General features: G+C 66.5%; 18 protein-coding genes. 4 read left to right on the top strand and 14 right to left on the bottom strand.

Features of this window, described 5'->3' with window-relative positions; translation table 11 throughout:
- Positions 1 to 87 precede the first annotated feature (87 nt).
- The 14 genes from ABRP17_RS00545 to ABRP17_RS00480 all read right to left on the bottom strand — a co-directional run bounded on the left by ABRP17_RS00545 (position 88) and on the right by ABRP17_RS00480 (position 15371).
- Complete coding sequence (locus ABRP17_RS00545) at positions 88 to 1695, bottom strand: flagellin (RefSeq protein WP_349986575.1); 1608 nt, start codon at positions 1693 to 1695, stop codon at positions 88 to 90.
- Between the two features lie 275 nt (positions 1696 to 1970).
- Positions 1971 to 3515 carry a flagellin gene (locus ABRP17_RS00540; protein WP_349986573.1) on the bottom strand — a complete coding sequence of 515 codons (1545 nt, stop codon included), beginning with the start codon at positions 3513 to 3515 and terminating at the stop codon, positions 1971 to 1973.
- A 64-nt stretch (positions 3516 to 3579) separates the two neighbouring features.
- Complete coding sequence (flgL, locus tag ABRP17_RS00535) at positions 3580 to 4788, bottom strand: flagellar hook-associated protein FlgL (protein ID WP_349986572.1); 1209 nt, start codon at positions 4786 to 4788, stop codon at positions 3580 to 3582.
- Positions 4785 to 6665, bottom strand: coding sequence for a flagellar hook-associated protein FlgK (flgK, locus tag ABRP17_RS00530; RefSeq protein WP_349986570.1), 1881 nt, complete (start codon positions 6663 to 6665; stop codon positions 4785 to 4787). Before flgK ends, flgL begins: the two co-directional genes overlap by 4 nt.
- Positions 6666 to 6673: 8 nt before the next feature.
- The gene (gene flgJ, locus ABRP17_RS00525) at positions 6674 to 7867 is read right to left on the bottom strand and encodes a flagellar assembly peptidoglycan hydrolase FlgJ (RefSeq protein ID WP_192093671.1); all 1194 of its coding nucleotides are present in this window, start codon (positions 7865 to 7867) and stop codon (positions 6674 to 6676) included.
- Between the two features lies 1 nt (position 7868).
- Entirely contained in the window at positions 7869 to 8987 is a 1119-nt protein-coding gene (locus ABRP17_RS00520; RefSeq protein WP_192079353.1) for a flagellar basal body P-ring protein FlgI, read from the bottom strand.
- An 11-nt stretch (positions 8988 to 8998) separates the two neighbouring features.
- Positions 8999 to 9691, bottom strand: a complete 693-nt coding sequence (gene flgH / locus ABRP17_RS00515) for a flagellar basal body L-ring protein FlgH (protein WP_197973938.1) — start codon at positions 9689 to 9691, stop codon at positions 8999 to 9001.
- A 13-nt stretch (positions 9692 to 9704) separates the two neighbouring features.
- Positions 9705 to 10490 (bottom strand): flagellar basal-body rod protein FlgG, encoded by a 786-nt coding sequence (gene flgG / locus ABRP17_RS00510; RefSeq protein WP_188324097.1) that lies wholly within the window; start codon positions 10488 to 10490, stop codon positions 9705 to 9707.
- A 135-nt stretch (positions 10491 to 10625) separates the two neighbouring features.
- Entirely contained in the window at positions 10626 to 11375 is a 750-nt protein-coding gene (locus ABRP17_RS00505; RefSeq protein ID WP_192079354.1) for a flagellar basal body rod protein FlgF, read from the bottom strand.
- Positions 11376 to 11410: 35 nt separating this feature from the next.
- Positions 11411 to 12634, bottom strand: a complete 1224-nt coding sequence (flgE, locus tag ABRP17_RS00500) for a flagellar hook protein FlgE (protein ID WP_349986568.1) — start codon at positions 12632 to 12634, stop codon at positions 11411 to 11413.
- A gap of 31 nt (positions 12635 to 12665) precedes the next feature.
- Positions 12666 to 13349 carry a flagellar hook capping FlgD N-terminal domain-containing protein gene (locus ABRP17_RS00495; RefSeq protein ID WP_192079357.1) on the bottom strand — a complete coding sequence of 228 codons (684 nt, stop codon included), beginning with the start codon at positions 13347 to 13349 and terminating at the stop codon, positions 12666 to 12668.
- A 23-nt stretch (positions 13350 to 13372) separates the two neighbouring features.
- Positions 13373 to 13780: a flagellar basal body rod protein FlgC gene (gene flgC / locus ABRP17_RS00490; RefSeq protein ID WP_188324093.1), complete on the bottom strand. Its 408-nt coding sequence runs from the start codon at positions 13778 to 13780 to the stop codon at positions 13373 to 13375.
- A gap of 3 nt (positions 13781 to 13783) precedes the next feature.
- Positions 13784 to 14179, bottom strand: a complete 396-nt coding sequence (gene flgB, locus ABRP17_RS00485; protein WP_188324092.1) for a flagellar basal body rod protein FlgB — start codon at positions 14177 to 14179, stop codon at positions 13784 to 13786.
- Positions 14180 to 14432: 253 nt separating this feature from the next.
- Entirely contained in the window at positions 14433 to 15371 is a 939-nt protein-coding gene (locus tag ABRP17_RS00480; RefSeq protein ID WP_192079358.1) for a chemotaxis protein, read from the bottom strand.
- A gap of 103 nt (positions 15372 to 15474) precedes the next feature.
- On the opposite strand from ABRP17_RS00480, the gene flgA reads away from it, so the two are divergent.
- The 4 genes from flgA to ABRP17_RS00460 all read left to right on the top strand — a co-directional run bounded on the left by flgA (position 15475) and on the right by ABRP17_RS00460 (position 18156).
- Positions 15475 to 16131 carry a flagellar basal body P-ring formation chaperone FlgA gene (gene flgA / locus ABRP17_RS00475; protein WP_188324090.1) on the top strand — a complete coding sequence of 219 codons (657 nt, stop codon included), beginning with the start codon at positions 15475 to 15477 and terminating at the stop codon, positions 16129 to 16131.
- Between the two features lie 75 nt (positions 16132 to 16206).
- Positions 16207 to 16509: a flagellar biosynthesis anti-sigma factor FlgM gene (flgM, locus tag ABRP17_RS00470; protein ID WP_188324089.1), complete on the top strand. Its 303-nt coding sequence runs from the start codon at positions 16207 to 16209 to the stop codon at positions 16507 to 16509.
- Entirely contained in the window at positions 16506 to 16844 is a 339-nt protein-coding gene (locus ABRP17_RS00465; RefSeq protein WP_188324088.1) for a flagellar protein FlgN, read from the top strand. Before flgM ends, ABRP17_RS00465 begins: the two co-directional genes overlap by 4 nt.
- Before the next feature lie 91 nt (positions 16845 to 16935).
- On the top strand, positions 16936 to 18156 hold the full coding sequence (locus tag ABRP17_RS00460; protein WP_349986565.1) for an ATP-binding protein: 1221 nt from the start codon (positions 16936 to 16938) through the stop codon (positions 18154 to 18156).
- Positions 18157 to 18744 lie beyond the last annotated feature (588 nt).

The following is an 18744-nucleotide window of genomic DNA, read 5'->3' as shown; positions in this document are numbered from 1 at the left end:
TGCAAGCCCTGTGCCAGCCCGGGCGAGTCCAAAAAGAAAGGGAGCTTTCGCTCCCTTTCCGGTGTCACGTGTTGCTGTCTGCGTGAATCAACCCAGCAGGCTCAGCACGCTCTGGCTGGACTGGTTGGCCTGGGCCAGCATGGCCGTACCGGCCTGCTGCAGGATCTGGTTGCGGGTCAGCTCAGCGGTTTCCGAGGCGTAATCCACGTCGCGGATACGGCTTCGGGCGGCCGACATGTTCTCCGAGGAGGTATTCAGGTTGGCGACGACCGAGGTGAAGCGGTTCTGGATGGCGCCGAGGTCTGCACGCGAGGAGTTGACCGAGTTCAGCGCTGCGTCCATGGCCAGGATGGCATTGTCTGCACCACCGACCGAGGAAATGTCCAGGTCGGCGAAGCCGTCCTTCGAGCTGCCTGCGGTGTAGTTGGTCGTCGTCGCAGCGGTCAGGCCCGTTTCCTGCAGCAGGTCATCGGCCGAGGTCGTGCCGGCAGCAGCGATGGTGAAGTTGCCTTCCTTGCCGGTCAGCTGCAGCTTGCCTTCCACCAGCGAGGCGCTGACGCCTGTTTCGTGGGTCTTTGCGTTGACGGCATTCAGCAGCTGCGTTGCGCGGTCACCTGCGCTGCCGACGGCGGTCAGGTCGATCTTGACTGCCGAGGTAGCGGCGCCGTCGATCGTGCCGGTCAGGGTGAAGCTCGCCGCGCCGTACTTGCCAGCAACGGCTGCTTCGCCTGCGACGCCGTTCGTGGTCGCGGCGGTGGCGCCAGCGAAAGCAGGTGCCGTGGTGTAAGCGGTACCTGCGACGGACTGTGCGCGGGTGAAGTTGGCGCCATCGGCACGGTTAACGGTCAGCGAACCGGCCGTGATCGCGCCTTCGATGGTGGTGGCTGCGCCGAGGCTCAGGCTGAAGCCGTTCACGCTGCCGCTGCCATCGGCGCCGAAGCCGGCGGTGACGAAGGCGGCGGCCGTATTGGTCGCGGTGGTGGCTGCGCCGGTGACGGTCACGGCCAGCGATGCGCTGCCTGCGGTGAAGGTTTGGGTGACCGAGCTGTCCGCGGCGCCGCCTGCTGCACCCGTGAAGGCGCCCATCGTCTTCGTTGCAGCCGTTGCGGCCACGGCCGGTTCCGCGTTGCCGTTGGCCACTACGCCTGTTGAACTTGCGGCGCTGGTCGCGCTGGTCCAGCTGCCCAGCTTGCTGATGTTGGCGTTCGCGATCTGCGAGATGTTGATCGTCTGGCCCTGGTTGGCGCCGATCTGGAAGGCCTGGTTGGTGAACTTGCCGTCCAGCAGGCTGGTGCCGTTGAAGTTGGTCTGCTCGGCGACGCGCTGGATTTCCTGCTTCAGCAGCTGCACTTCGGAGTTCAGGGCCTGGCGGTCCGAATCGGAGTTGGTGGCGCTGCGGGACTGCACGGCCAGCTCACGCATGCGCTGCAGGTTGTTGCCGATTTCGCCCAGGGCACCTTCAGCCGTCTGCGCCAGCGAGATGCCGTCGTTGGCATTGCGGGCAGCCTGGTTGGCACCGCGGATCTGGGTGCTGAAACGCTCGGAGATGGCCAGGCCGGCCGCATCGTCCTTGGCGCTGTTGATGCGCAGGCCCGAGGACAGGCGCTGGATGGTGGTGGCCAGGTTCGTGCCGCTGGTGCTCAGGTTGCGCTGGGCATTGAGCGACATGGTGTTGGTGTTGATGACTTGTGCCATGGTGCGGGTTTCCTTTTTGGCAGTGGGTCCGGCAGATCAGCCTGGCCGGTATTCGGGGGCAGTGGAATGGCGCCCCCGTGGGGGTGTGCTGCCGCTGCTGAAATCAATAACGGCACTGCCTGCCCAGCCTTTAGCCACAAGTCAATTATTTTTTCTGTTGGCAGTCACCCTGGAATGGAAAAAGGCCCCGTCAGTTGCCTGGCGGGGCCTTTGGATGCTGGGCTCGCTGCGGCAATCCGCCGAGCGTGGCTCGGCGCTACCGGCGCAAGGCAGTGTTACGACTGCAGCAGACTGAGCACGTTCTGCGGCACCTGGTTGGCCTGGGCCAGCATCGCCGTGCCGGCCTGCTGCAGGATCTGCGAGCGGGTCAGTTCAGCGGTTTCCTGAGCGTAGTCCACATCGCGGATGCGGCTGCGCGCGGCGGACATGTTCTCCGACGAGGTGGTCAGGTTGGCAATGGTAGAGCTGAAGCGGTTCTGGATCGCACCGAGGTCGGCACGCGAGGAGTTGACCGATTGCAATGCAGCGTCCATGGCGAGGATGGCGTTGTCTGCATCCGCTTGCGAGGAAATGTCGAGCGACGCGAAGCCCGTCTGCGCCGAGCCGGCGCGGAAGGACTTGCCGGTTACCGAGCTGTCTCCTGCGGTGAAGCCGGCGGCGCCTGCCAGTTCGTCCGCAGTCAGGCTGCCGCCTATCTCGAAGTTGCCGGTCTTCGATTCCAGCTGCACCTTGCCATCGATGATCGAGGCGGTGACACCTGTTTCATGGCTCTTGGCATTCACCGCATTGACCATCATGGTGTTGCGCTCGGCGGCATCCTTGGAGGCGCCGACCACGATGTCGACCGTGCCTGCACCATCGGCCGTGGACAGCGTGAGCTGGCCTGCGGTGATTGCGCCGAAGCTGGCCGGGATGGCCGACGTACCATTGGTGTGTGTGGCATTGAAGGCTGCGGTGGCAAAGCCGTTGGCGCCCGCACCGGTCACGTCCACATCAAAATCGCTGCCATCGGTCTTGGCAAACGCCAGCGTGCCCGCCGCGACCGTGCCGCTGGAGGTGAAGCCTGCGGCAGCCAGCGCATCGGCCTTGCCAGCGAGTGCGGTGGTGACCTGTGCGGCGGTGACGGTTGCACCCGCGGCGGCGGTAAGGATCTCGACGCCACCGACAGAGAACGAGAATCCACCGGCGGCAGCGGTGACATCGGTGAACGCGCCGGACGGGCCCGACGTCGTGGCAATCGCAGCGGCAGCGCCGCCGGTTGCCACGGCGCTGCTGACGCTGGCGGCCGTAGAGGCACTTGTCCAGCTACCCAGTTTATTGGTGTTGGCATTGGCGATCTGCGAGATGTTGATCGTCTGCCCCTGGTCGGCACCGATCTGGAACGCCTGGTTGGTGAAGCTGCCATTGAGCAGGTTGGTGCCGTTGAAGTTGGTCTGCTCGGCAACACGCTGGATCTCCGACTTCAGCAGCTGCACTTCGGCGTTCAGCGCTTGGCGGTCCGAATCGGAGTTGGTGGCGTTGCGGGCCTGTACGGCCAGCTCACGGATGCGCTGCAGGTTGTTGCCGATCTCGCCCAGCGCGCCTTCTGCGGTCTGTGCCAGCGAAATGCCATCGTTGGCATTGCGCGCGGCCTGGTTGATGCCGCGGATCTGGGTGGTGAAGCGCTCGGAGATCGCCAGGCCCGCCGCGTCATCCTTCGCACTGTTGATGCGCAGGCCCGAGGACAGGCGCTGGATCGAGGTGGCCAGCGAGTTGCCGCTGGTGGAAAGGTTGCGCTGGGCGTTCAGCGACATCGTGTTGGTATTGATGATCTGTGCCATGGGGCGTCTCCGTGGGTTGCTCGGGTCAGGTGATTGAGGCGCGCTCAGGGCGCCCGGTTGAAGGTCAGCGGATACTGTTGAACAGGGACATCGCCTGCATCTGGCTGAAGATCGTCTGCGCGGCCTGCAGGGCCGCGTTTTCGAGCTTGTACTGGCCGATGGCATCGGCGTAGTCCAGATCACGCAGGGTGGAAAGGGTGGATTTGACGGTTACAGCGGTGGCTTCGCGTGCACTGGCGGCGTCGTCGATGGCGGCCAGCTGGGCACCGCCCTTGGCACGTGCATCGATCATGGTTTCCGACGCGCGGGTGATGTCGCGCATGCTCGACTGCAGCAGGTTCTGCATGCCGGTGCGGTCGGCGGCGGTCTGTGGATCGGATTCCAGCGCGGCCACCAGGGTGTCCAGCGTGGCGAAGATGTCGCGCGAACTGGAGGCCACCACACCGAAGCTGTCGCCCGCAGCGGGCACCCCCTCGATGCGCAGACGTACGCCGCCCACCACGATGTCTTCGCCCGATGCGTGGGTGCCGGTGGCCACCACGGCGCCGGCGTCATCCAGCACTTCATAGGCACCGGCGCCTGCCGCGGTGAAGCGCACGTTGAGCGAGCCACCGGTCCAGGCATCGCTGCCGTCACGACTGACCGAGGTCAGCAGGCCACTGCCGGTGTTGCCGGCGGCGGCGCCAGCGTCGACGGTGCCGTCGCCGGTGCGGATGCGCATGAAGATCTCGCTGCCGGGCAGGGCGTCGTTGACCAGTTGGCCCGGTGCCACTTCCACCTGGCGCTGGGTCTGGTCACCGTTGTAGCTGACCACGCCGCCGGCCTTGAGGAAGGGCGCATCCGAATCGTTGCTGCCGCCGAACAGGTAGCGTCCGCTGCCGTCTTTGCTGTTGGCCAGCGACAGCAGGCTGTCCTGGATGGTCTTGAGTTCGCTGACGATGGCCTTCAGATCGGTGTTGCCGGGCACCGGCGTGTTCGCCTGGATGGTCAGCTCCACGGCGCGGGTCATCAGTTCGTTGGCCTGGGCCAGCGCGTTTTCCTGAAGGCCCAAGCGGTTCTGTGCGTTGTTCGCGTTCTTGCCGAGCTGTTCCAGCCCGGCCACCACGCGATCCAGACCGACGGCGGTGCCGGCAGCGACCGGATCGTCCTTGGCCGACACGATCTTGCTGCCGGTGGCGATCTGCTGTTCCAGGTGGTTGATCTTGGACTGCTTGCCCAGCATCAGCGAAACCGACTGGCTGAACATCATCCCGGTGGAAATACGGTCATTCATCGCGAGACGGCTCCGAGGATGGTCTGGAACATGGTGTCGGCGGTGGAGATCAACTGCGAGGCGGCCTGGTAGGCCTGCTGCAGGCGGAGCATGTCGGCCGCTTCTTCGTCGAGGTTCACCCCGGACACCGAATCACGCGCGGCCTGCGCCTGGTCGGTGATGACCTGCTGCGCATCCAGCGAGTACTGCGCCGAGCGGGCGGCCGCGCCGACCTGGGTGGTCAGGCCGCCAAGGGCACCGTTCAAGGTGACCGTGCCGCTGTTGAAGGTCTTTGCGTTCTCGACCTTGGCCAGTGCCAGTGCGTTGCTGTTGTCCGACGAGCCAGCACCGACCGGGGTGATGTTGAAGGTGTCGCCCGGCTTGGGCGCCCCATCCAGCACGAAGCTCCAGCCGTTGGCGCTTATGGTCTGGCCGGCGGTGTAGGCGAAGGGGCCGGCACCGTTGATGGTGTACTGGTTGTTGGCGGTGAAGACGATGGCTGCCGGATTGCGCAGCGCGCCGTTGGCCGCATCGGCGACCTTGACGTCGGTCAGCTTGCCGCTGCCGGTATTGGCAGTCGCGGCGGCACCCTTGATCGGCGCGGCGGCGGCGAGCCGCGACGGATCGGTGATCGCCACACTCATGCTGCCGGCCACGTTGGCGGTGGGCTGCAGCAGGAAGCGGTCATTGGCCGCAGGCGTGCCACCGACCACCAGCGCAACGCCGTTGATCACCAGCGGATCGGCGGCGCTGCCGCTGCCGATCAACGGCAGGCTGGCGCCGGTATCGGCCCGGTTGGCCTGCCACTGGGTGCCATCGAAGCGCAGCACGATGTTCTGTGCGTCCAGTTTGGACAGGTCACCGAAGCTGGCCTGGATCGTGGCGCTGCCGGTGTTGCTGGTGTTGTTGGTCACCCGCGGCGACCCGATGTTGAACAGGTCCGTGCCCATCTGGCCGTACAGGTCCACACCGTTGCGATGGGTCTCGTTGAAAGTGCTGGCCAGGCCGATCGCCAGCTTGCCGAGCTCGGCCTGCGCCGGCGTCAGCACGGTCTCGCGGAACTCCATCAGGCCACCGACCTGGCCACCCAGCGCCTTGGAATCCAGCACCACCTTCGCGCCCTGGGTTTCCAGCGCCAACTGCAGGCGCTCGGGCTGGTAGGCATCGGTGACGGTGGTGATTCTGCTGGCGGTCGCACCGACCACCAGCGCTTGGCCGCCGGCGGTGTAGACGTTCATGAAGCCGCCGTCCTGGATCACCGCGTTGCCGCCGGTGTACCCCACCAGGCTGGCAATCAGCTGGTCGCGACGGTCGAGCAGGTCCGGTGCGGCGTTGGCGGCATTGCTGCCGATCGCCCCGTTGATCTGTGCGACTTCGGCCGCCAGTCGGTTGATCTCGGTCGCCGCGGCACTGATGCCGTTGTTGACCTCGCTGTTCAGGCTGTCCAGGCTGGTATTGAGCTGGCGGAAGCGGTTGGCCAGCGTATTGGCGCTGTCCAGTACGTTCTGCCGGTCGGCGGTAGCCGACGCATTGGACGACAGCCCGCTGACCGAGTCGAAGAAGTTCGACCACACCCCGGCGACGTTCGTCGAGGCTTCGGAAAACAGCGAGTCCACGCGGTCCGCCATGGTCGACAGCTGCTTCAACCTCGCCAGCTCACCACTGCCGTCCAGCAGGCGCGAAATGGCCAGCTGATCGGCGACGCGGCGGATGTCGGCGATGCGCGTGCCGCTGCCTACGGTGCCATACCCCATCTGTTGCGGATCGGCGGTGGCGAAGTCCACGCGCTGCCGGCTGTAGCCCACCGTATTGATGTTGGCTACGTTGTGGCTGGTGGTCGCCAGGGCACGCTGGAAGGCGAGCAGGGCGCTGGTACCGGTGGAGAGCACGCTGGTCATAGGGGTCCTCAGCGACGGGCGATGCCCAGCGCTGCCTGGGCAGTGCTGGCGAAGGTGCGACCCAACTGCGCGCCGGCATCGCCGATGGCGGCTACCGCGCGTTCGATGGTCGGGCCACCAGCAATGCTGGCGATCTTGTTGGCGTACGACGGGTCGGTCGCATAGCCGGCCTGCTGCAGCCCGCGCGCGAAGCCGCGCACGTCGGTGCCGGCCTGCAGGGCCTTCTGGTAACGCGGGTTGGTCTTCAGCAGGCGCACATAGTCGGCGAAGCTTTCCGCAGGCGAACTGTAGCTGCGGAAGCTGGCCGTTTCGTTGCGGCGCGCGCCGTCGACGTACTCGTGGGTGCCTACCGTGGCGCGGTCACCGCTCCAGCCGGTGGCCTTGATGCCGAACAGGTTGTGCGCGCTGCGGCCATCGCCATGGGTGATCTGGCGCTTGCCCCAGCCGGTTTCCAGGGCCGCCTGTGCAACCAGCGCACGCGCGTCCACGCCGAGTTCCTTGGCTGCGGTCTGTGCGTGCTGCCAGATGCCGGCGACGAAGCCTTCCGGTGTATGCGAGCCCAGCCGCGCCACGGCCGAACTGCTGGCCAACGTGTCGATGGCCGACGGTCCGGTGCCCCGGTTGGTCGCGGTGGCCGACCACTGGTCTTCAGCCGCGACCGGTGCAGTCGCCGCCAGCGCCTGCGATGCGTACGGATCACTGCTGCCGAGGGCCTGATGCAGGCTGCTGCTGTCACGGCCGGCGATCAGGTCCAGCGTCTGCTCCATCGGCTGCAGCATCCGCGGCGACGTGCCGGCGGCCATCTGCTGCAGCATGCGCACGGCCTGGTCGGCATCATCGAGCGGCATGGGCGGTGCGCTGGTGGCGGGCGCATTGAGCTGGTACGCGCGGGTGGCGTCGGCAGGCTTGATCTGCGGGTCCAGCGCCGGGCCGGCGCCGTCCGTGCCGGAAAGTTGGCGCGTGATCACCGCAGACAGGCCCAGTCCCTTGCCGCGCGTCATCGCTTCGGCGATCTTCTGGTCGTACATCTCGCGGAACATGGTGTTCTCGCCGGGAAACAGCGAATCGCCAAAGCTGGCCTCGCGCATGCTCTTGACCATCATCTGCGCGAACTGACCTTCAAGCTGGCGCGCGACCTTGTCGACCTGGGCCGGGTCGGTTCGCTGTGCTGGATTGAGTTCGAAGGCCGGCTGGATGCGCATGTCAGATGACCTCGAGCTCGGCGCTCAGCGCACCGGCCTGCTTGAGGGCTTCCAGGATCGCGATCAGGTCACCCGGTGCGGCGCCCACGGCATTGACCGCGTGCACGATTTCATCCAGCGAGGTGCCGCCGTTGAACTTGAACATGCGGCTGCCCTCGTTGGTGGCGGTGATGGTGGACTGCGGGGTCACCACGGTCTGGCCGCCGGCCAGCGCATTGGGCTGGCTCACGTTGCTGCCTTCCTGGATGGTCACCGTCAGCGAGCCGTGCGAAATGGCCGCTGCGCCCACGCGCACCTGTTGGCCGATCACCACGGTGCCGGTACGCGCGTTCACCACGACCTTGGCCGGCGCGCTGCCCGGGGTGAGTTCAAGACTCTCGATGCGGGCCAACAAACCGATGCGGGCACCCGGGTCGGTCGGCGACTGGACCGCGACCGTGCCGCCATCAACGGCGCGGGCGACGTTGTCACCGAAGGCGTTGTTCAATGCCGCGACCATGCGCGACACCGTGGTGAAGTCGTTCTGGTGCAGGTTGAGGGTGATTTCGCCGGAGGCGCCGAACACATCCGGCACCGCGCGTTCGACGGTGGCGCCGTTGGGAATGCGGCCGACGCTCGGCACGTTGACCGAAACGCGGGAACCATCGCGACCCTGCGCGCCGAAGCCGCCGACCACCAGGTTGCCCTGGGCGATCGCATAGACCTGGCCGTCGGCTCCCTTCAGCGGGGCCATCAGCAGCGAGCCACCGCGCAGCGACACCGCATTGCCGATCGACGACACGGTGATGTCGATCGGCTGGCCGGGCTTGGCGAAAGGCGGCAGCTCGGCGTGGATGGCCACGGCTGCCACGTTCTTCAACTGCGGATTGACGTTCGACGGAACATTGACGCCCAGCTCGCCCAGCAGGTTCTTCAGGCTCTGCACGGTGAACGGTGCTTGGCTGGTGCGGTCGCCGCTGCCGTCCAGGCCGACCACCAGACCGTAGCCGACCAGCGCATTGCCGCGCACGCCGCCGACCTGGGCGATGTCTTTGATGCGCTCAGCATGCGCGGGCAGCGCGGCGGCGGCAACGGCCAGCGCGGCGACCAGCAGGCGGGCGGGGAAAGAGGTAAGGGTCATGGCAGGCATGCTCAGAACGGCGCCAGGCCGGAGTTGAAGAAGCGGCTCAGCCAGCCCATGGCATTGGACTGTGCGACCGCGCCACGACCGCCGTAGACGATGCGGGCATCGGCAACGCGGCTGGAAGGAATGGTGTTGTCCGGGCCGATGTCGGCGGCGCGCACGATGCCCTGTACCTGCACCAGCTCGTCGCCCTGGTTCAGACGCAGGTTCTTCTGCCCCTGCACGACCAGGTTGCCGTTCGGTAGTCGCTGCATCACCGTGACGGTCACGTTGCCCTGCAGGCGGTTGCTCTGCGCGCTGTTGCCACGGCCGGTGAAGTCACGCGAACCGTTCGCGGTGGCCGACAGAATGTCCTTGCCGCCCAGGGTGACCGGCGCGCCGAAGATCGTCGGCGTCCCGATGGCCAGCTCGGACTCCTTGCTGGTGGCGGTGTTGGCGCTCATCTGCGCCTGGGTGTTTTCCAGCAGGGTGATGGTCAACAGGTCGCCCACATCGCGCGCACGACGGTCCGAATACAGCTGCAGTGACGGGCCGGCGGCGTAGATCGCGCCAGCGGTAGCCTGCGACTGCGGCGGCATCACCGGCTGCACCGGCAGCATCGCCGGGTAGGGACGCACGTCGCCGGCGATCACGCAGCCGCCCAGCAGCGCGATGGCGGCGGCAGCAAGGGACAGGCGGGCGAGGGAGGCGGGAAGCAGCATGATGGCAGTCCGGTCAGACGTTGTTGTTGAGGTAGCCGAGCATCGAGTCGGTGGTCGAAATCGCCTTGGCGTTCATTTCATAGGCGCGCTGGGTTTCGATCATCGACACCAGCTCTTCGACCACGTTGACGTTGCTGCCTTCCAACGCACCCTGGACCACATTGCCCAGGCCGTTGAGGCCGGGGTTGCCGTTCTGCGCGGGGCCTGATGCGGTCGTTTCCAGATACAGGTTTTCGCCGCGGGCCTGCAGGCCGGCCGGATTGATGAAGTCGGTCAGCGTGAGCGCGCCGATCTCCACGGTGGCCGCGTCGTCGGCCATCTTCACGCTGACGGTGCCGTCGGTACCGATGGTCAGCGTCTGCGCGCCTTCCGGGATCTGGATGCCGGGCTGCACCGGGTAACCGCTGTTGGTGACCAGCTCACCGTCCTGGTTGACCTTGAACGAACCATCGCGGGTGAACGCGGAGCTGCCGTCGGGCATCGACACTTCGAAGAAGCCGCGTCCGTTGACCATCACGTCCAGCGCGCGACCGGTCTGCTGCTGGCTGCCCTGCTCGAAGTTCTTCGCCGTGGCGACCACGCGCACGCCCGTGCCCAGCTGCAGGCCGGTCGGCAGCTGGGTCTGCGCCGACGAGGCGCCACCGGGCTGACGCACCTGCTGGTACAACAGATCCTCGAAACTGGCACGGTCCTGCTTGAAGCCGGTCGTGTTCGTATTGGCGAGGTTGTTGGACACCACCGACATGCGCGTCTGCTGCGCGTCCAGTCCGGTCTTGGCGATCCACAGTGCCTGGTTCATGGTCAGTTCCTCTGCTGGTTGCCCGCGCCGACGTGGTCGGGGCGGATGACCTGCGACAGGCGCAGGTGCTTCACAGGGGGTACTGCAAGCGGCGTGCCATTGCGGCGCGCCGGATTTCCGTCATCTGTCGGCGGGTCAGCCGTTCAGGCGCAGCAGGCTGTTGGCGCTGCGTGCGTTCTCGTCGCCGTGCTTGATCACTTTGACCTGCATTTCGTACTGGCGCTGCAGCTGGATCATCTGCACCAGCGCGCCGGCGGCATCCACGTTGCTGCCTTCCAGCTGGCCGCTTTCCAGGGCCTTGCCCTGGGTCTGCACGAACGGCTGCTGTGGATCGGTGTTGCGGAACAGGCCGTCCAGGCCGCGCTCCAGCCGCGCATCGTCGGCGGCCACCACCTTGATCCGGCCGACCACTGCCATCGTCTGCGGGCCTTCCCCCAGCGGAATGATCGAGATCGTGCCGTCGTTGCCGATCTCCATCGCCTGGTGGGGCGGGATGGCGATCGGGTTTTCGTTCTCATCCAGCACCGCATGGCCGCCGGCGGTGACCAGCTGGCCATTCGGCGTCAGTGACAGGGCGGCGCCACGCGTATAGGCTTCGCCGCCGCCGGGTGCCTGCACGGTCAGCCAGCTGCCGGCCTGCAGTGACAGGTCCAGCGGGTTGCCGGTGATGTGCTGGGCGCCCATGCGGCGGTTGAACCCTGCATCCACGTGCACGGCGTCCACCCGCGAGGCGAAGCCCGGTCCGCGGATCGGGAACGCTTCGGTGTTGGCCAGTGCTTCCTTGAAGCCAGGCGTATCGGTATTGGCGATGTTGTGCGACAGCGTGCCCTGCGCCTGCAGGGAAGCGCGCGCACCGGTCATCGCGACGTAGAGGGCCTTGTCCATCGTGGAAGCTCCGTGCTGCGGTCAGTCGGCCATCATCAACGGATGTTGATGATGGTCTGGGTGACCTGGTCCTGGGTGCTGAGCATCTGCGAGTTGGCCTGGAAATTTCGCTGGGCCACGATCATGTTCACCAGCTGCTCGGTGAGGTCCACGGTGGACGATTCCAGTGCGCCGGCCTGGATCTTGCCCAGGTCCGACGAATCCGGCGCCGAGGTGCGCGGCGAACCGGAGGCGAAGGTCTCCACCCACATGTTGTCGCCGGTGGACTGCAGGCCCTGTGCGTTGTTGAAGTTGGTCAGGGCGACCTGGCCCAGTGCCTTGTCATCACCGTTCGAGTACCGCGCGAACACCACGCCCTGCTCGGACACGCTGATCTCGTTGAGCTTGCCGGCCGCGTACCCGTCCTGCTGGAAGTTGCGCAGTGCGAACTTCTCGCCGTACTGGGTGGAGCCGGCCACGTCCAGGGTCAGGTTGAGCTGGCCGGCACCGGTGGCGGGGGTGAAGCCATCCAGCGTGATGCGGCCGTTCGCCGGGGCGACCAGGGCGCCGCTTTCGTTGAACTGCAGCGTGCTCGGTGCGCCGGCCGACTGGCCGTCCACGTAGTTGTACACCTGCCATTCGTTGGCGGTGGCGCCCTTGACGAAGTAGGAGGTCTGCGTATGGCTGACACCCAGCGAGTCGTACACGGTCACGCCGCCGCTGGACTGGCTGTAGCTGTTCGAGTCGGTGGGATCGAACGGCGTCACGGTCGGCTGGGTGCTGTTGGCGGGCAGCGTGAAGGCCAGCTGCACGCTGCCGGTCTGCTTGGGAGGGCTGTCGGTGGTCAGCAGCTGCAGGTCGGTCAGGCGCCCGGAATCGAAGGTCGTGCCATCGGCATTGGGGGTGAACACCTGCAGGCGCGCGCCGGCAGGGTTGATCACGAAGCCCTGCGCGTCGGTCTGGAAGTTGCCGGCGCGCGAATAGGCGCGCTGGCCGTTGACGCTCATGGTGAAGAAGCCTTCGCCCGACACGGCCAGATCCAGGCTGCGACCGGTCTGCGAATTGTTGCCCTGGCTGAACTGCTGGGCGACGTTCGACACGCGTGCGCCCGAACCCACCGCATTGCGCGACAGGCCGTAGCTGGTGGCCGAGAACAGGTCGGCGAATTCAGCGCGCGACTGCTTGAAGCCGGTGGTGTTGACGTTGGCGACGTTGTTGGCGGTAACACTGAGGTCGGTGTTGGCGGCGTTGATGCCGGACAGCGAGACGTTGAAAGCCATGGTGGACTCCTCGTTGAAGCGGTCTGGGGGCTCAGCTGATGCGGAGCACGTAATCGATCGGGGCGGCGCCCAATCCCTTGAGATTCAGGTACAGCCCGTCGGAACCGACGGTCACGCTTTCCACCGGCGCTTCCACGTACGTGCCGAGCTTGGTCTTCGCCCCGGCGGTGTCGGTGTGGTTGGCCACCAGCGAGTAGTTGCCCGGCGGCAGGCGGTTGCCGCTGCTGTCCTTGCCGTCCCACACGAAGTTGGTCTCACCGGCTGCGGCGGCCTCCACCGTGATCTGGGCCACTTTCAGGCCGTTGGCATCGGTGATGTCCACGTTGATCATGCCGGCGCTCGGTGCAGCCACCAGGCCACCGACGGTGCCCTCGCTTTCCAGCACCATCTTCTCCGAAGGCACCAGCACGTCGTGACCGACCAGCGCGGCGCCGCGCAATACCTGGTCGCTGGCCATCGAGGTCTGGAACCCCTTGACCGTGGTGTTGAGGTCGGTGATGCCCTGCACGGTCGACATCTGTGCCATCTGCGCGACCATCTGCGTGTTGTCCATCGGCTTCAATGGATCCTGGTGCTGCAGCTGCTCGGTCATCAGGCGCAGGAAATCGGCCTGCTCCAACGTGTCTTTCTTCTTGCTGGCGCTGCTGTTGGGCGAGTTCAGGCCCAGCGCGGAGTAGACATCCTGGCTGGACTGGGTGGTGATGGCGGTGCTCATTGGGTTCGTCTCCGGGGCGCGCGTCAGCGGCCCATGGTCAGCGTGGCGAGGGCCAGTTCCTTGGCGGTACCGAGCATTTCCACGCCGGCCTGGTAATTGCGTGAGGTAGAGATCAGGTTGACCATCTGCGCCACCGGATCCACGTCGGCCTGGTAGATGTAGCCGTCGCCGTCGGCCAGCGGATGGCCGGGTTCGTAGCGTTTGATCGGGGCGGCGTCGCTCTGCTGGATCTCCTTGACCTGCACCGAGGTGACATTCGGGTCGGTGCGGCTGGTGACCGCCTGGAAGATTGGCTCCAGCGGCTTGTACACCGCCTCGGGCGAGCCGGCGACCGAATCGGCGTTGGCCAGGTTGGAGGCGATGGTGCTCATGCGCACCGACTGCGCCTGCAGGGCAGACCCGGCGATGTCGAAGATGGGGAGATTGCTCATGGCTTATTGCCCTGTGATCGCGGTGAGCATGGAGCGCACCTTGGATTCGACGAAACTCAGCGAGGCGCGGTATTCCAGCGCGGCGCGGCCGTAGGCGGCGCGCTCGGCATCGGGGTCGACGGTGTTGCCGTCGAGGTTGGGCTGCACCCCTTCGCGGCTGATCTGGAACGGGTTCAGTCCGTTGCCGATGGCCAGGTGCTGTTCGTTGGTGGTGCTCATCAGGCCGTTGCCGGCCTGCCCCTGGGCGCTGCGCAGGGCGGCATCGAAGTCCATGTCCTGGGCCTTGTAGCCCGGGGTGTCAGCATTGCCGAGGTTGCTGGCGATCAGCTTCATGCGCTGCTCGCGCAACGGCATGGCCTGGGCGTGGACACCCAGGTAGTCGGAAATCAGGTTGGACATGGCGCGCTCCCACGGAACAGTGCCGGGAAAGCTGCAAGCGCCGTGCCAAAGCGGAGCTGCGGTGAGCGTGGTTGCGCGCTTGAGTCGTGGGGCGGGCCCGTGCGGGACACGCCGTGAACCCATCCATGGGGGCTCGTTTCCGCCCGTCCGGGGCTCCAACGGTCCCGCACGGGCCCGCCCCACGCCTCAGGACGGCCCACGTGCGCGGTCAGGCAGGGCAGGGTGGCGCCGGGCCACGCTTGGGATGCCGGGGTCAGGCGGCTTGGGCGACCTTGCGCAGGCGATCCAGGACGAAATCGGCGAGTTCGTGCGGTGAGTACTTGGCGACGAAGGCGTTTGCGCCCACGCGTTCGACCATCGCGTTGTTGAACACGCCCGACAGGGAGGTGTGCAGCAGCACGTACAGGCCGGCCAGTCCCGGGTGGCGCCGGATTTCCGTCGTCAGGGTGTAGCCGTCCATCGCGGGCATTTCGATGTCGGAGATCACCATCGCGTACCGCTGGGCGGGATCTTCACCCGCCGCGTGGATCTGCAGCAGGTGGTCCAGTGCCTGCTTGCCATCGGACAGCAGGGTCGCGCCCACGCCGAGCTGGTCCAGCACGCTGCGGATCTGCTGCCGGGCGACGCGCGAGTCATCCACCACCAGCACCTGCATCTGCGGACCGTCGGCCGGCATGGCCAGGGCCGGGTCCAGCACCGCTTCGCTGCGGGTACCGGCAATGTCGGCCAGCACGCTTTCCACGTCGATCACCTGGATGAGCTCGCCCTGGAAGCGGGTGACGGCTGTCAGGTAGCTGGATTCGGCGCCCAGTTCCGGCGGCGGGTGGATGTCCTGCACGGCGATGTTGACGATGCGCTCCACCCCGCTGACCAGGAAGCCCTGGATCGAGCGGTTGAACTCGGTGACCACCAGATAGCCGGGGCCATCGGCATTGTCACGCTCGGGATGACCGATGGCCACGCCCAGGTCCAGCACGGGCACCGAGCGGCCCCGCACATCGGCCACCCCGGAGAACTCGCTGGGCAAGCCGGGTACCTGGAACAGCTCCGGTCGGCGCAGTACTTCCTGCACCTTGAACACATTGACGCCAAAAAGCTGGCGTCCGCCAAGCCGGAACAGCAGCAGCGCCAGGCGGTTGTGGCCAGCCAGGCGGGTACGTTGATCGATGCGGTTGAGCAGGTCATGTGACATGGGAGAGGTATCGGCGCTGGCGGTCCTTACTTGAGTCGTCGTGCGTGCGTGATCTGGCACAGCACTTGCAGCGGGCCTGTCGAACTTTGCCGTGGGGGGTTGCATGCCTACCTTTAAATCACTGTGCTGGCTGCTGGCCCTTGCCAGCGCGCCGGTCGCGGCCGCACCTTCGTGGCAGCCGGTGGACACCATCCGCACTGCAGCGCTGTCTCTGCTGGGCGAGGGGGCGCAAGGCGAGGCCGTGGTGGCCGATGCGCTGCGTTTGCCTGCCTGTGGCCAAGGGCTCACTGCCCAGCCCACCGCCAACACCACCGTGGAGGTCAGCTGCCCGGATGCCGGCGGCTGGCGCCTGTTCGTGCCGGTGAAGGTGCGCCGGGAGCAGACCGTACTGGTGCTGTCGCGCGGTATCGCTGCTGGAGAAACCCTGTCTGCGGCCGATATCGGGACGGCGCAGCGGGACGCCGCGCGGATTGCCGGTGCCGTGCTGGCCGATCCTGCCGCGGCCGTGGGGCGCGTGGCGCGGCGTACGCTGTCGGCCGGCAGCCTGCTGTCCGCGTCGGACCTGGTCGCGCAGCGGCTGGTCCGGCGTGGCGACAACGTAGCGCTGGTGTCACGCCGGGGCTCGGTCGAGGTACGGGTGGTCGGCAAGGCACTCGGTGATGCCGGCGAGAACGAGCGGCTGTCGGTGGAGAACCTGGCCTCCCGCAAGGTGGTACAAGGGACCGTGGCCGCCAACGGCGACGTTTTAGTGACGCGCTGAGAAAGTGCAGAAATCCCCTAAAGATCACGGTCGGGCGGCCGTTATCGATATTGAACGGCAACCCGAGGAGCTCCCATGAGCCAAAAAATCGACGGCACGATGCAGGCAGCGCAGACGCTGCGTGCGGTGGGCCCGACCAGTCGCGCCGGCGTCAGCGCCGATACGCCTGCGCGCCCGATTGAAGCAGCGGACAGCCTCAAGCTGACCGGTGAAGCGACCAACCTGCAGGCGCTCGAGCGCAGCCTGAGCAGCGCCCCGGCCATTGACGCCGAGCGGGTGCAGGCCGTGCGCGAGTCATTGCAGAACGGCAGCTACCGGATCAACCCGGAAGCGATCGCCTCGCGCATGCTTGATCTGGACCAGCAGCTGCAGGGATGAGCACGCTGATGAGCGAGCCGATGCAACGCCTCAGTGACGCGCTGGATGCAGAGCGTCTGGCCTTGGTCGCACATGACGTGCAGGCCCTGATCCGTGCCACCAGCGCCAAGCTGGATGCGTTGCGGACGCTGGACCGTGCGCCGCCGATGGGCGAATCCGCGCAGCTGGAAGTCCTGGCTGAGCGCAATCGCGCCAACGGCGTGCTGCTGTCGCGACGCCGTCGCGAGGTCAACTGGGCTCTGCGCCAGCTGGGCCGCAGCGAAGATGCACCGGCGTATGACAGCAAGGGCCAGTCACAGCAGTTGACCGCGCGCAGGCCGTTGGCCGTCGCCTGATCTGATGCGTGCTGGCGCTGCGCGCAGCGCGGCCGGCAGGTGCGCGCTCGTCGTATAGTGGGGGCCGTTTTCCGTAACGCCGGACGCCCCTGTGCCTGCAGCCGCCTCGAACGCCCCCGTCCCTTTCCCTTCGCCACAGCTGCTGCAGGTCCTGCTTGCGCCGGTACGCGAGGGACTGCTGCTGTTCACCGACGACGATGCGGTGGTGCTTGCCAATCCAGCCGTCGATGCACTGCTGGCCGGCAGCGAAACCGGCGAGGGCGGCGCGCCGCAGCGCCTGCGCGCCCTGCTGCCCCCCGATGCCATGGCCGTGGCCCGCAAGGAAGGCCAGTGGAGCGGCAGCCTGGTGATGGGCGAGGGCGTGGTTACGGCCCAGCTGTATCACCACCGCGATCAGGCCATCGGCTACTACCTTGGCCTGTTCCGTCGCATTGAAGGGCAGGAAGACTACGAGCGCGAACTGCAGCAACGGCATGCGGAACTCCGCCAGGCCTACCTGCGATTGAACGGGGCGCAGGAAAAACTGCTGCAGTCGGAGAAAATGGCCTCGATCGGCCAGCTGGCGGCCGGCGTGGCGCACGAGATCAACAATCCGATCGGCTATGTCCACTCCAACCTGGGCAGCCTGCAGGAATACCTGCGCAGCCTGTTCACGGTGATCGAGGCATACGAGCGCGCGTTGCGCGCACCGGACCCGAAGACGCTGATCCCGGAGATCGACGACATCCGTCACCGCCTGGATATCGATTTCATCAGCCGCGACCTGCCGCAGCTGATGGCCGAGTCGCGCGAGGGCATCGAGCGCGTCACCCGCATCGTCCGCGACCTGAAGGATTTTTCGTATTCCGGCCGTGATGAGTCGTGGAAGCTGGTGGATCTGCATTCCGGTCTTGAATCGACGATCAACATCATCTGGAACGAGCTGAAGTACAAGGTGGAGCTGCACCGCGAGTTCGGCCAGTTGCCGCTGGTGGAGTGCCTGCCCTCCGAGCTCAACCAGGTGTACATGAACCTGCTGCTCAACGCCGGTCACGCGATCGCCGACCGCGGGGTCATCACCGTGCGCACCGGCGTGGACGGCGAGCATGCGTGGGTGGAGTTCGAAGACAGCGGTGGCGGCATTTCGCCCGAGCTGCGCCAGCGGATCTTCGATCCGTTCTTCACCACCAAGCCGGTGGGCAGTGGCACGGGCCTGGGCTTGTCGATTTCCTACAGCATCATCAACAAGCACAACGGCCGCATCGACCTGGACAGCACGCCCGGCGTGGGGTCGACTTTCCGCGTGGTACTGCCGATCAAGCAACCGCGATAGCGGGGAGTATGCCGGGCTGCGCCCGGCACCTGCAGAGGCAACTGCAACTGCAACTGCGAGGGCAACTGCAACAGCAACTGCAACTGCCGAAGCAACTGCAAAGGCTGCAGAGCTGTGGGCTGGCGGGGCGGGGTAGGTTGGCGGGGGACGGCAAGGGCCGCATCCATGCGTGCCTCGTTTCGTGCCATCCATGGCACTCAACGCCCCCGCCAACCCACCCCGCCCCACCTTCGACAGGTCCATGGCGGCCATGGAACCGTTGGCATGCGGTCATCGGTAGCGCCGACCCATGGTCGGCGAGCGCAGCGGGCCGTGGGCGGGAACACTCCGCCGAGCACGGCTCGGCGCTACAGATGGCGGCAATCCGTCGGGTGGAGGGAGCCCCTGAGTCAGGGGCGGCCGCGAAGCGGCGGGGTGTGGGTGCTGGTGAGACGGGGCCCACGGTTTGCGAAGCAAAGCGTGGGAGCGGCAGCGCGAATGCGATGACGTGAACCCGCGCCATGGATGGCACGAAACGAGGCACGCATGGATGCGGCTCTTGCCGTCCCCCGACCAGCCCCACCGCCCGGCCCCAAGCACGTAGCCTTG

This window comes from Stenotrophomonas sp. WHRI 8082, assembly GCF_040223995.2.
Taxonomy (GTDB): domain Bacteria; phylum Pseudomonadota; class Gammaproteobacteria; order Xanthomonadales; family Xanthomonadaceae; genus Stenotrophomonas.
This window is presented reverse-complemented; position numbering and strand designations above follow the sequence as displayed.